Source organism: Halopelagius fulvigenes, from assembly GCF_055398025.1.
Genome location: NZ_AP043846.1, coordinates 1,108,197 through 1,121,255 on the forward strand (window position 1 = coordinate 1,108,197; position 13,059 = coordinate 1,121,255).

At 68.8% G+C, this 13,059-nt stretch carries 12 protein-coding genes and 1 other RNA gene; 4 read left to right on the top strand and 9 right to left on the bottom strand.

What is annotated here, in order from left to right:
- Positions 1-105: 105 nt before the first annotated feature.
- An RNA gene (rnpB, locus tag ACZ522_RS10310) (RNase P RNA component) lies at positions 106-573 on the bottom strand.
- Positions 574-717: 144 nt separating this feature from the next.
- On the opposite strand from rnpB, the gene ACZ522_RS10315 reads away from it, so the two are divergent.
- Complete coding sequence (locus ACZ522_RS10315) at positions 718-1,320, top strand: TIGR00296 family protein (RefSeq protein ID WP_379692409.1); 603 nt, start codon at positions 718-720, stop codon at positions 1,318-1,320.
- Between the two features lie 183 nt (positions 1,321-1,503).
- Here ACZ522_RS10315 and ACZ522_RS10320 read toward each other — a convergent pair whose 3' ends face one another.
- The 4 genes from ACZ522_RS10320 to ACZ522_RS10335 all read right to left on the bottom strand — a co-directional run bounded on the left by ACZ522_RS10320 (position 1,504) and on the right by ACZ522_RS10335 (position 6,152).
- A complete protein-coding gene (locus ACZ522_RS10320) occupies positions 1,504-2,685 on the bottom strand; it encodes a nicotinate phosphoribosyltransferase (protein WP_379692407.1) in 1,182 nt (393 codons plus the stop codon).
- Between the two features lie 81 nt (positions 2,686-2,766).
- Complete coding sequence (locus ACZ522_RS10325; RefSeq protein ID WP_379692405.1) at positions 2,767-3,231, bottom strand: DUF7979 domain-containing protein; 465 nt, start codon at positions 3,229-3,231, stop codon at positions 2,767-2,769.
- A gap of 36 nt (positions 3,232-3,267) precedes the next feature.
- A complete protein-coding gene (locus tag ACZ522_RS10330) occupies positions 3,268-4,632 on the bottom strand; it encodes an Hvo_1808 family surface protein (protein WP_379692403.1) in 1,365 nt (454 codons plus the stop codon).
- Positions 4,633-4,685: 53 nt separating this feature from the next.
- A complete protein-coding gene (locus tag ACZ522_RS10335) occupies positions 4,686-6,152 on the bottom strand; it encodes an Hvo_1808 family surface protein (protein WP_379692402.1) in 1,467 nt (488 codons plus the stop codon).
- Positions 6,153-6,297: 145 nt separating this feature from the next.
- Here ACZ522_RS10335 and ACZ522_RS10340 point away from each other — a divergent pair, with 145 nt between their 5' ends.
- The gene (locus ACZ522_RS10340) at positions 6,298-6,879 is read left to right on the top strand and encodes a cysteine hydrolase family protein (RefSeq protein ID WP_379692401.1); all 582 of its coding nucleotides are present in this window, start codon (positions 6,298-6,300) and stop codon (positions 6,877-6,879) included.
- A gap of 6 nt (positions 6,880-6,885) precedes the next feature.
- Here ACZ522_RS10340 and ACZ522_RS10345 read toward each other — a convergent pair whose 3' ends face one another.
- The 3 genes from ACZ522_RS10345 to ACZ522_RS10355 form a co-directional block, all read right to left on the bottom strand.
- Positions 6,886-8,679, bottom strand: coding sequence for an alkaline phosphatase D family protein (locus tag ACZ522_RS10345; protein WP_379692400.1), 1,794 nt, complete (start codon positions 8,677-8,679; stop codon positions 6,886-6,888).
- A 115-nt stretch (positions 8,680-8,794) separates the two neighbouring features.
- Positions 8,795-9,370 (bottom strand): PaaI family thioesterase, encoded by a 576-nt coding sequence (locus ACZ522_RS10350; RefSeq protein WP_379692399.1) that lies wholly within the window; start codon positions 9,368-9,370, stop codon positions 8,795-8,797.
- Between the two features lie 70 nt (positions 9,371-9,440).
- A complete protein-coding gene (locus ACZ522_RS10355) occupies positions 9,441-10,454 on the bottom strand; it encodes a DUF8155 domain-containing protein (RefSeq protein WP_379692398.1) in 1,014 nt (337 codons plus the stop codon).
- Between the two features lie 52 nt (positions 10,455-10,506).
- Between ACZ522_RS10355 and ACZ522_RS10360 the strand changes: the two genes are divergently transcribed.
- Positions 10,507-11,229 (top strand): lipoate--protein ligase family protein, encoded by a 723-nt coding sequence (locus ACZ522_RS10360; RefSeq protein ID WP_379692397.1) that lies wholly within the window; start codon positions 10,507-10,509, stop codon positions 11,227-11,229.
- 42 nt (positions 11,230-11,271) lie between these two features.
- Complete coding sequence (locus ACZ522_RS10365) at positions 11,272-12,570, top strand: dihydroorotase (RefSeq protein ID WP_379692395.1); 1,299 nt, start codon at positions 11,272-11,274, stop codon at positions 12,568-12,570.
- A 116-nt stretch (positions 12,571-12,686) separates the two neighbouring features.
- Here ACZ522_RS10365 and ACZ522_RS10370 read toward each other — a convergent pair whose 3' ends face one another.
- Positions 12,687-13,055: a DUF7268 family protein gene (locus ACZ522_RS10370; RefSeq protein WP_379692393.1), complete on the bottom strand. Its 369-nt coding sequence runs from the start codon at positions 13,053-13,055 to the stop codon at positions 12,687-12,689.
- Positions 13,056-13,059: the final 4 nt, after the last annotated feature.

Here is a 13,059-nt window from a genome sequence, read left to right on the forward strand (position 1 = left end):
TTATTAATCCGACTACCAAATACGGCCGGTTTAGTGGGTTTTCTTGATAATGAAGTCGGGGTAGGATAATAACAACTCACGGACTCGTCGCTCCGCGTCGTAGTCGGCTGAGAGGAGTAAGCCCCCTTCTGTTCGTCCCGGCATTCGGCTGAGCGTCCGCGTCCTCCCCGGAGAGACTCCGGGGGCACCTCGGATGTCCCGAGGGTGCTGTCCGGACTACCTTGGCGGCGCGGACTTGCACCGGTGAGGATTCGCCGTTCCATCCGTTCTCGACCGTCTGCTCACGGGCGCGGTGCGCCCGTTCGCTTCGAGGCGGCTAACGCCGCCTCGCGCCCTCCGCGGGTTAACTCCCTCCCCTTACGGGTCGGTTCGCGCGCGAACGGGTCGCCCCGTTCGCGCCGTCGGCGGCCGATGGCCGCCGCGCGCTTCATCGGTCGGGTCGAGGGGTCTCGTTTCTGTTCCAGAGCCAGCCGTCTCCGACTCCGGGCTTGCGCCCGGTCACCCGTCCGGACGGTGGGGGGACTTTCCTCATGCGTCGCGGATGCGACGCACGGGAACCGGGCTCTCTCTGCCGTTCGAAACTACTCGGTTTCCCCGCATAAGGCGTTCGATTCGGCCGACCCCGCTCCGTTTCTCGCCTTCGAGACCGGGAATCAAGCCCCGAAACCGGTGGTGACAAGGGAAGCGTTCAAGTTCAACGAATACCTAAGAATAGATATGTCCGAGGCGCAGACCGTACACCTCACCTACGAGGATGGGGCGAGGGCGGTCGAGTTAGCGCGGGAATCGGTCGAATCGTACGTTCTTCACGGTCAACGTGAACAGCCAGGTAGCATGCGCGACGCATTCTACGCTCGAACCGGAGCGTTCGTACGCATCCAATCCACCCGGGGGCGGGGCCGGCTACGAGGGTGCGCCGGCGCCTACCGGGGGAAGAACCAACTGGGTCACGCCATCGTGGACGCCGCCATTCAGGCCGCGTCCGGAGATTCCTGCGGCTCCGAGATAGAACAGCCGGAGCTTCCGAATCTGAACATCTCGGTCTGTATCGTCTGCAACCACGTCCTGACGAACGATCCCGTGGCCGACATCGAACTCGGCACCCACGGCGTCGCCGTGGACAAGGATGGAAAGCACGGCTGGCTCTACCCGACGATACCGGTCGAGAACGGCTGGAACGAGGAGCAGTTCCTCACCCACGCCTGCCGGAAGGCGGGCCTGTCGCCGCTCGCGTGGCAGGACGAGGACGCCATGGTGACGCTGTTCGAGGGACAGGTGTTCCGCGAACGCGCCGACGGCGGCAGCGTCGAAGAGCTGTAAGAAGGAGGGGGACGGGGGGAAAGAGAGGTCGGCGCGCCTTCGGCCGCCGACGGCTCTGCGCCTCTCGTTTGCGGTTTTCGGTTTTTTCGCGGACTGTCGTCGGAGCGACTGCGCCGCGCGTTCGCCGCGGTCGGTCGCCGTCCGAATCCGGGTCTGAGGTCCGTTCGACCCCGCTCGGCCCGCCTACTCGTCCGACGGCTTTCCGCTCGCGTTCGCTCGCGGGAACCCGGTCAGCTCGGCGTCGCGGGCGGCGCGTTCCGCCGCCGCCTCGATGTCGAAGGAGACGCCCTCGACGAGTTCGCCGTCGCGGATGAGCGGTTCCAGCAGCGTCTCGCCGTCTTCGGGCCCCTCGCGTCCGCGGAAGCCGACGTGGTGGCCGCCGTCGGGCGTCCGGTACACCTCCTTCGCGCCGGTGAGTTTGCCGCGCTTGGCCGCCGGTTCGCCGTCTATCTCCACGATGTCGAGCGCGAAGTCCACCGGGTCGGCGTTCGAGACGTAGCCGCCGACGCCGAACCCGTCGGCGGCGTCGCGGAGGTGTCGCAGTTCCTCGGGGCCGAGGCCGCCGGAGACGAACACCTCCACGTCCTCGCCGTAGGCGTCGAGCGTCCACTGCACCTCGCGGACGATGTGCCGGAAGTCGCCGCGGCGCGAGGAGGTGGTGTCGAGGCGCACGCTGTCGAGTCTGTCGCCGAGTGCGTCCACCGCGCGAAGCACCTCGTCCGTCTCGTCGCTGTAGGTGTCACAGAGGGCGACGCGCGGGACGGACTCGTCCACCGCCTCATCGAACGCCAGCCACGCCTCCTCTTGGTTCCCGCGGCCGAAGCAGATCATCAGGGCGTGCGGCATCGTCCCCGACGCCTCGTGGCCGAGAATCTCGCCCGCCGCGACGTGGGAGATGCCGTCCAACCCGGCGACGAGCGCGCTCCGCTCTATCATCGCGGCGATGGAGGGGTGGACGTGCCGCGCGCCGAACGAGAGGACGGTGCTGTCCGGCGCGGCCCGGCGCACTTCCAGCGCCGCCGTGGCGACGCCGGAGGCGTGCGAGAGGAAGCCGAGAAGCGAGGTTTCGAACCGGGCGAACGCCAGGTACTGCCCCTCGATTCGCATCACCGGCCCGCCGTCGAACAGGCGGCCCTCGGGGATGGCATCGACGTCGATATTCCGGCCTTCCAACAGCGCGGCGGCGTCTTTCACCCCGGAGAGCAGTTCGTACTCGCCGGTCGGGAACTGGTCGGCGGTCACCTCGGCGACGACGCGCGGGTTCTTCCCCGCGTGCCGGAGCGTCGTCTCCGTTCGCTCGAAGTACGCGTCGGTCGCCGACCCGTCGAGGATGGCGTCCTCGCCGACGATGTCGAACGTAGTCATAGGGGTGGCTATTCGCGGAGCCACGAAAAGGTCACGTCTTGTACGCGTTACCGAGGGCGAACCGCGTTCGGCGCGGCGCGGTCAGCACACCGCGACGACGGCGCGGTAGACGTTGCCGTCGTGTTCGACGTACGGGCGGTCCACCCAGAACTCGTAGCCGTCGCCGCCTTCGATTTCGGCCCGCCCTTCGACGAGCGCGGTGTCGAACTCCGCCTTTCGCTCCGCCGTGAGGTTACCGTACGCGAGGACCGTCTCGTTCGAGGGTCGCTCGACGGCTTCAAGGTAGAGTATCGGGGGGCAGTCGTGCGTCGCGGACGACCCGGCCGCCCTCGTCGAGTCCGTCACCTTCGTCGGAGTCGTCGCCTCCGCGTTGTTCGTTGCGTACTTCGCTATCGCTTCGTCCGTCTTCGCCTCCGTCTCGTCGGCCGCCGTCGTCAGGTCCGACTGCGCCGGTCCCTCCGTCGCGGGCGAGCCCGGAGCGCCCGAACAGCCCGCCAGAACGACGAGCGCTGCGAGGCCGACGAGAAGTACTGTACGGGGGTGCATACAGGGTCCGATGCCGTTCGTAGGTAAGTGTCTTCTCTACCGATCCGGCGCGTGGACCCCGTCCAACTGGTCGGTCGTGGGAGCGTTGACGACGGTGACTCGCGTCCCCTCCCGCGTCACCCGGAACGCGTCGGCGTAGGGTCCGTCCGCGACGACGTACGTGTTCGGCCCCGTCCGCGTGGCGTTCAGCCCCTCTCGAAGCGCGGTTTCGTAGGCGGAGCGGAACTCCTCGGCGTCTTCCGCCGTCTCCCACTCGGTCGCCCAGACGTAGCCGAACTCGCCGTCGTCGCTCCGGTACGGGACGACGGTGTCGCCCGCCCACCCGTCGCTTTCGTTCGCCGCGTAGTCGTACCGCGAGTACGCCCCCGGGTTCCGTTCGAGCGACGACGACGGTATCGCCCCGTGTCGGTAGAGCATCACGAAGATGGGCGCTTCGCCGACGGTGTTACCGACCGGGTCGCGGTCGAACCGCGACCACGCGCCGTTCGACCGGTCCGGCACCCCGACGGTCAGCGGTCGGTCCTCGGGGTACGCCTCGGGGTGGACGAGTTGCTCCGTCGAGGCCGGCACGCTCGCGTACGCCTCGTTCACGGCCGCCCATCCGCCGCGTTCGCGGAGCGAGTCGACGAGCGTCGGACCCTCGCTGTACGGCGTGTACACGGTCAGGTAGACGCCGAAGTCGAAGTTCTCGCGGTTGGGGTTCGTGTCGGGTCGCCGGATGCAGTCCCACTCGCCGCCGCACCGTCGCTCGTACAGCCTCTCGACGTACCGCGCGTCGCCCTCGACCAGTCCGTCCTCCGCGAGTCTGCCGTCCAGCGTCTGCGGCGCGCCGTCGATTTCGAACTGCTGGTACTGGAGGGCGTGCATCAGCTCGTGCGACAGCGTCGCCCGGTCTATCACCGGGTTCTCGGCGTCGCTGACGACGACGATGCGCTCCTCGGAGGGCGAGTAGTACCCGAGAACGGCGTCGCCGTACAGCTCGTCGAACGTCGACTCGACGGTCCTGTTCTCGCCGATCAGAAGGAGCGCCTCCCACACTTGGTCGTTCCACCCCGGCCCGGCGTCGTCGCCGCCGCCGTTCGACCGGTTGCGGTACTCGGCGCGCGACATCACCGCCACCTCCACGGACTCCTCGAACTCCAGCCCCCGGATGCGTTCGACGCGGGCCATCGTCCGGCCGACGAACGCCTCGCGTTCGGAGGCGTTCAGACCGTCGGACTGGTCCACGTCGATGGACTCGTTGTACCAGTACCCGGCCTCCCACCCGAGGCGGTCGTTCTTCGGGTCTTCCGGCCACCGCCACGCGTTCGGAGTCGGGTCCGCGACGGGCGCGGCGCACCCCGAGAGGACGAGCGTCAGCGCTGCGAGAACCGCGACGACTCGGACGCGCGTGACGTTCACGCGTCGAAGCAACGGCGCGGCCGGACAAAAGGATTCGCGGCGGCGACGCGCCGTCAGGACTGCCGCGGGCGGATGTCGTCGAGGTCCTTCGGCGTCGGCCCGTTGACGATGACGACGCGGGTGCCGTCGCGGGTGACGCGGAACGCGTCCTCGAACTCGCCGTTCGGGACGACGTACGTGTTCTCGCCGCGTTTCGTCGCGCCGTGCGCCGAGAGGATGTTCTGGTACGCGTTCTGGAACTGCCGGGCGTCGGCCTCGGAGTCCCACTCGGTCACCCAGACGTAGCCGTACTCGCTGGCGTTGCCGGATCCCTTCTTGTACGGGAACAGGCGGTCGTTGCCCCACCCGTTCGAGGGTTTGGCGTCGTAGTTGTACGTGTCGTAGCGGCTATCGATCTGGAGGATGGACCGCGGGTTGACGGTGTCCGCGCCCGTCGTGCGCGCCTGATACCAGAACATGGCGAAGATGGATGCCTCGCCGACGGTGTCGGACCCGCCCTGCCCCTGGCTCCGGAACGTGGACCAGCCGTTTCGGCCCCGGTCTCTGAACTGGATTCGGACGGGCTTCTCGTCGGTCCGATGGATGACCTGTTCTGAGGACTCCGGCGGGTTCTCCATCTGGGCGTCCACCGCGTCCCACCCGCCGCGGCGGTGCTGTTCGGCGATGAACACCGGGCCGTCGGAGTACGGTTGGAAGATGGTGAGGAAGATGCCGAGGTTCGGCCCACCGCCCGAGGAGTTCCCGGAGGATCCGGACGACGCGCGTTGCGGCGCGGGGACGCAACTCCACTCGCCCTCGCACATCTCGGCGTAGCGGAGTTCGACGTACTTCGCGCTCCCCTCGACGGCCCCGTCGATGGCCAAGTCGCCGTCCTGAGTCTGGCCGGTGTACTTCCGCTTCGTCAGGTCGTAATGTTGGTCCTGAAGCGCGTGCGTGAGTTCGTGGACGAGCGTCGCGTTGTCGATGGTCGGCGAGTCCGGCGAGTCGGTGATTATCTTTATCTCGTCGTCGCGGGGGGAGTAGAAGCCCGCGACGGCGGATTCGCGCGTGCCGCTGATGCTCGATTGGCTGTCGGCGGCCTCGCCGGTGATGAACAGGGCCTCCCACACTTGGTTGTTCCACTGGTCGAACTCGCTCGGTCCGGTGGCGGAGGGCGTGCCCGTAGAGCGGTTCCGGTACTCGGCCCGCGAGAGCACTTCGACCGAGACGCGCTTGCGGAACTCCTTGTGGCGGACGTACTCGACGCGGGCCATCGACCGCCCGACGAACGCCCGCATCTCCTCGTCCGAGAGGCCGTCCGATTGGTCCACTCGGATGGGCTCGCCGTACCAGTAGCCGTCCTCCCACCCGAGGACGTCCTTCTCGGGGTCGGAGAAGTTCTCGTCCGGCGTCGCGAGCGTCGGTGCGTCCGAGTCAGACCCGCCGGCGTCGGCGTTCGGGTTCACCCCGGGGGCGGAACACCCCGCGAAAACCAGAAGTAAAGCGAGAGACGCGGCGACGAGTCCGTGGCGCGGTGGCATTGTGGGGTCTGATGGACCGGGGGCGGAAGTACCTTTCCGCATCGGCCGGGGGTGCGCGGAGTCGCCGCGACGCGGCCCCGAACCGGGAGACGGCCCGGAGGAGAGCCGGCGTACAGTTTTGTGGAGCGGCCGACAACGTGGTGGTATGAGCGAGTACGCGTTCGACGCCGACCGAACCGCCGTGATAGTCGTCGACATGCAGAACGGCTTCTGCCACCCGGACGGGAGCCTGTACGCGCCGGGGAGCGAGGAGGTGGTAGACGACGTGGCCGCCCTCGTCGCCGACGCGCGCGAGGCGGGCGCGGCGGTGGTGTACACCCGCGACGTGCACCCGCCGGACCAGTTCGAGGACGCCCACTACTACGACGAGTTCGAGCGCTGGGGCGAACACGTCGTCGAGGGGACGTGGGAGACGGAACTGGTCGAGGACCTCGACGTGCGCGAGGAGGACCACGTCGTCGTGAAACACACGTACGACGCGTTCCACCGGACCGAGTTGGAGGGGTGGCTGAACGCCCACGGCATCGAGGACTTGGTCATCTGCGGAACGCTCGCGAACGTCTGCGTCCTCCACACCGCCGGGAGCGCCGGCCTCCGCGACTACCGGCCGGTCCTCGTCGAGGACGCCATTGGCGCGATAGAGGACGAACACAAGGAGTACGCCGTCGAGCACGCGGGATGGCTGTTCGGCGAGGTGACGACGCGCGAGGAGGTGCGGTTCGAGTAGTCGGAGTCAGTCCTCCCAGTCCAGGTCGTTCGCCGCGCGTTCTTCGAGTTCGACGCGACCCTCCGGAATGCGATATTCGCGGAGCAACGTGCGGCGCGCGTCCGATTCGTCGACGGTGTCATCGACGGCGTACGCCCGCCACGTACAGAATTCGGGCGTGAACTCGGCGACGGCGTAGCCGTTGTACTGCGAATCGAACCACTCGATATGGGGGTTCTCCTCTAAGACGACTTCGCGGTGTTTGTCGGCCGTCAGGGCCGGCGACTCGGACTCGACGTCGGTCGAGTCCTCAGCCCCCCAGAAGTTCGAGGCGTCGGACTCGCTCGATATCGCCGGGGCCATCAGTTCGACGCCGACGCGTTCCTCCGCCGAGGGAATCGGCGGCCGGTTCTCGGTGGACTCCCAGTCGTTCAGCACGTACGACACCATGTAGTTGTGCATGTCGCCGGTGAGCGCGACGTAGTTCTCGACGCCCTCGTGGGCCAATCGACCGACGATTTCGCGCCGTTCGTGTTCGTACCCGTCCCAGTTGTCGTAGTCGCGGTAGAACTGCCCGTCGTCGTTGCTCGACCGCCAGATGGGCGAGAACGGCACCTCGTTCCCCCACGTCAGCCACGTCGCGTCGCTCCCGAGAGCCGTATCGAGGAACCACTCGCGCTGTTCGAAGCCGAGCATCGTCCGGTCGCCGTCGTCGGCTTCGGGCGCGTTCGGCGGGACACCGACTTCCCGCCGCCTGGCGTCGTCGCCGCCCGGGGGCATCGACCGGAAGAGGCGTTCGTCGGTCATCAGGAGTTCGACCAAGTCGCCGAACCGCAGGCTGCGCCACATCCGGAACCGGTCGTGGAGGTGGTCGGCGTCGGCGTCGTATTCGACACGAGCGGGGTTGTACTCCCACCACACCCGAATCGAATCCCGGTACAACCGGGTCATGAACTCGTCGTCGTCGTTCCGCGGATGGTCGTCGGACCACGGGCGGTCGTTCTCGTAGTCCCAGAACGGGTTGTTGACGTACTCGTGGTCGTCCCACGTCGGGACGAACGTGTGTCGGGCCAGCGCCCGCTGGAAGAACTCGTCGCCGCGGTACGTCCGCCAGAGGTGTCGGTAGTCCTCTAGCGTCCACGCGACGGCGTTTCCGCTGGGGAGCGTGACCGAACGGCCCTCGAACCGCGAGTCACCGGCGTACTCGTAAATTTGGTCGCCGAGGTGGACGAGGTAGTCCACGTCCTCTTCGGCGATGTAGCCGTACGACGGGTAGTAGCCGTCCTGATACGACTGACAGGAGACGACGGCGAGGCGGAGACTCTCCGGGCTCGCGTCGGGTGCGGGAAGCGTGCGGCAGCGACCGACCGGACTGTTCGCACCGGCGTGGTGGAACTGGTAGTAGAGGTGGCTGTCGCTCGGGAGTTCGCCGTCGAGGTCAACCTTCACCACGTGGTCGTGGTCGGGCGTGACCGAGTCCGCCGCGATTTTCCCCTCGTACACCGTCTCTGAGAACGACTCGTTGGTCCCCACTCGAACGTACGTCGGTTCCGACCCCGAGTACGCGCCCTCCGAGAGTTTCGTCCACAGAATCGCGCCGGCGTCGGTGGGTCCGCCGCTTGCCACCGACAGCGGAAACGCGTCGCCGTCGGAGTCGGTCGTCCAATCGACGGTACCCTCCTCGACCGACTCGGCGCTGACGCCGCGGACGATGTCCGCGTCGAGTAGCGCAGTGGCGACGCCGCCGGCCGCCACCGCGCCCGCAGTTCGGAGAACCTCTCTCCGATTTGTGACATTCTCGCCTTGGGTATTGTCCGCCATGAGACACGGATACGGTAGTTCGACTCCGTAGTAGCCATTTATAATAGTCATATTGACAAATATGAAGCGGAGGGGAGCAGTACGGTGCGGCGGTTCGACCCGGTCGAAGGAGCCCTCAGCGGAACAGCCTGTAGGCGGCCTGCCCGGTGGCGACGGCCTCCGAGTCGGGCGTCCCCTCCCACCGGTCGGCGGCGTCGTCAGACTCCGTCTGACGGCTCGCCGAGGTCCCCTCGGCGACGTCGTCCTCCGCCTCGTCGGGGATTCGGCTGACGACGGTGACGGTGCTGACGCCGATGGTTCCGCCCGCGCGGACGACTTCGGCCGTCGCGCGGAGCGTTCCGGACGCCCGGCGGAGGTAGTTCACGTTCAGGTTCACCGTCGCCACGCCGTGGGTCATCGGGTCGTCGAACACCGTCCGCTGGGCGATGCCGCCCGCGGTGTCGATGAGCGTCGCCGCGATGCCGCCGTGGACCGTCGGCGGGTTCGTCGTGTTGGTGAGTTTCTCGTCGTACGGTATCGTCATCACGACGCGCCCGCGTTCGATTTCCTCGACGCGCGTGTTCAACCACGAGAGGTAGCCGTGTTCCTGTTCGATGTACTGCTGGACGAACGCCGCGGCTTCGCTGGGGAATCCGACGTCGCCTCGCCCGTCGCTTCCGTCGTCGTCGCGGTTCTCGTCGCCGTCGGTCATTGGTGCCACCGCGCACGCGGCGGATATGAAATCGGCGGTTCGTCCGCCGGAAAGAGGGAGTCGCGGTCCGTCACCCCAACCGAATCGGGTCCTCGCTACTCCGGAGTTCGACCGTCACTCGCTCGCCCACCTCGAACGCGCGGTCCGGACAGACGAGTTTCGCGCCGAAGTCGGCACTCGACCCCGCGAAGAGGGAGATGCCGGTGATCCTGTCGCCGTTCGCCACCACGTCGAAGGCGTCCCACGCGACGTTCCGGCCCTCGGCGGTCCCGACGGGGTAACCGAGGAACGACAGCGTGCGGCCGTCCGCGCCGTCCGAGAGGACGCCGCCCGCGGCGTAGTGCGCCAACCCGCCGTCGAGAGCGACCGCGAGAGGGTCGGCGCTCCCCTCCGCTTCGGCGTCGTCGCCGGACGGAGTCCGGCGGGCCGCCGAACTCCGTTCGGCGACTGCGGCGACGGCGGCCCACCGGTCGCCGGGGGCGGGGTGGGTCGGTTCGTCCAGAATCGCGTACGTCTCGCCCGTCTCGACGACGGTTCCGACGCCGTCCCAGCGGACGGGTTCGACCGGCGCGTCGGCGACGACCGGAAGCGACCCCGTGGCGCGGTGGGGGTTCTGGTCGCGGCGGCGGAAGCCGAGATGGACGTGGTTGCCGACCCACGGCGCGAAGAAGCCCGAGCGAATCATCGGCCCGAGTCGGTCGCCGACGGCCACCGAGTCGCCCGCCTCGACTTCGGGTTCGACGTGGAGGATTCGCGCGACGTACTCGCCCGCGTCGACGAGGATGAGGTACTCCTCCTCGTGGGCATACGGTTTCGGCGGCGCGCGGACGGTTCGCGTCTCCAGAACCTCACCCGAGACGGGCGAGAGGCCGTCGTTCGATTCCGGGTAGAGGTCGATGGCGCAGGCGTCGTCGTGCGCCGGGTACGGCGAGTTGTACAGCGAGAAGCGACGGTACAGGTCGAGAACGTCCGCGGGCACCGTCACGGACTCCGCGTCGGCCGGGCGGGCGGGCGGGCGGGGTCGCCCGTCTCGCCCCGATTTGCGCTCCGCGCGGCCGCGTCCGGACTCGGCGTCGCCGTCCATGCGGAAACGGGGGGACCGGGAGGGCTTAGACGCGTCGGCACCTCCTCCCCCCATGGACGCCGAGACGGGCGACCGAGTTCGAGTCGTTCGCGGGCGCGCGAAGACGAGGGAGGCGGACCGAGCGGTGACGGCGGCGATGCTGGAGGAGACGGGTCGCGACGGCGTGCCCGCCTTCCGCGCGTGGACGCCGCACAGACAGGTCGCGTTCGGCCGCCGGGACAGTCACGCCGACGGATACGGGGAGGCCCGGCGCGCGGCCGAGGAACGGGGCTTCCCGCCGGTCGAACGGAGCGTCGGCGGACGGGCCGTCGCCTACACCGGGACGACGACGCTGGCGTTCGCCCACGTCGTGCCGACGGAGGACATCCGCACCGGACTCGACGCCCGGTACGACGCGGCGACCGAATCGGTGGTCGCCGCACTGCAGTCCGTCGGCGTCGCGGCGACGCCGGGCGAACCGCCGAACTCGTTCTGCCCCGGCGCGCACTCGGTGCAGGCCGACGGGAAACTCTGCGGCATCGCCCAACGCGTTCGGAGCGACGCCGCACTCGTCTCCGGCGTCGTCGTCGCGGACGAACGTGAGGAGTTAGCGGCGGTCCTGGAGCCGGTGTACGCGGCGCTGGACGTGCCGTTCGACCCCGAGACGGTCGGGAGCGTCGCCGAGAGCGGCGGGCCGTCCGACCCCGAGGAGACGCTTCGAGCGCTGGAAGCCTCGTTCGTCGGCGACGCGACGCGGGACGTGACGGACGCCGCGGCGTTGGCCCCCGACGAGTAGCGAACCGCGGTGCTTAGGTCGCCGCCCTCGGACACCACGGGTATGTCTACGCTCATTCTCGACGCGACGCTCGCAGACGGGCGCGTCCGCGACGTTCGAGTCGAAGGCGAGGAGATAGCGGCGGTCGAACCGTCGCTCGACCCGAAGTCGGACGAACGGATGATCGAGGCCGGCGGACGGCGACTGTTCCCGGGCGCGATAGACGCCCACGTCCACTTCCGCGAACCGGGGTACGCCCACAAGGAGACGTGGGAGACCGGTTCGCGGAGCGCCGCCGCGGGCGGCGTGACGACCGTCGTGGACCAACCGAACACGACGCCGCCGACGACGACGGGCGCGGCGTTCGACGAGAAGGCCGAACTCGCCGAGAAGTCGCTCGTGGACTACGGCATCAACGGCGGCGTGACGGCCGAGTGGGACCCCGACTCGCTGTTCGACCGACCGCTGTTCGCACTCGGCGAGGTGTTCCTCGCCGACTCGACGGGCGACATGGGCATCGAGGCGGACCTGTTCGCCGACGCCGTCGCTCGCGCCGCCGATGAGGGCGTGGCGGTCACCGTCCACGCCGAGGACGCCGACCTGTTCGACGAGGCGGCGCGGGAACGCGACGCGGGCGGGACGGGGCGCGACGCGGACGCCGATCCGTGGAGCCAGTACCGCGCCGCGGAAGCGGAGGCCGCCGCCGTCGAACGCGCGGTGGAGGTGGGTTCGGACTCGGAGGCGGACGTACACATCGCGCACACGAGTACGCCCGAGGGCGTCGACGCCGCGACGGCGGGCGGCGCGACGTGCGAGGTGACGCCGCACCACCTCTTTCTGTCCCGCGAGGACGCGACGGAACTCGGCACGTTCGGGCGGATGAACCCGCCCCTCCGGAGCGAGGAGCGTCGCGCGGGGATGTGGGAGCGACTGGTCGAAGGCGACGTTGACGTCGTCGCCACCGACCACGCGCCGCACACCGTCGAGGAGAAGGAGACGAATCTGTGGGACGCGCCGAGCGGCGTTCCGGGCGTCGAGACGATGCTTCCCCTCCTGTTGGCGGAGGCGCGGGCGGGGAACGTCACCTACGAACGCGTCCGGGACGTGACCGCCGCGAACGTCGCGGAGATATTCGACCTGCCGCGGAAGGGGCGCGTCGAAGTCGGGCGCGACGCCGACTTGGTCCTCTTCGACCCCGAGGAGACGCGGGAGATTCGCGGCGAGGACCTCCACTCGAAGTGCGAGTGGACGCCGTTCGAGGGGCGGACGGGCGTCTTCCCCGACCTGACGATGGTCCGCGGGAACGTCGTCTACGACGACGGGACGTTCGGCGAGGCGGTCGGACGGAACGTCCGCGAGTAGGCCGAGAGGGCGAACTACCGGCGGGCGCGTCCCGAGTCGGGTGCCGGACTACCGCGAACCGACCCGGGGCGACGCTCAGGTCACGGCGGGGGTGGTCCGGTACTCGTATTTGAACGTCAGGTCAAGAGCGTGCCGAGCGTCGCCGCCGCGAGCATCGCGCCGGCACCGAAGCCGCCGATTCGCGCCATCGCGCGGCGCGAGTCGCGTTCGGTCCAGTCCGAACCGGAGTCGAGTCGTCGCGTCATCTCCTCGAACGCGCGACCGGCGAGCATCGACCCCGACCAGCCGAGAAGGCCGAATCCGAAGACGAGGGCGCCGAGGAGAAACGCCGAGTTCGCGGCCCACGCGATACTCCGGGCGACGCCGCCGGCGAGCGTTCCGAACGCGCCGACGGCGAGGCCGACGACGAACGCGCCGCCGACGATGCGGGCGCGGCGGCGGAGCGAGGTCGGAAATCGAGAGAAGAGAGGGTACGTACGGGACATGGCG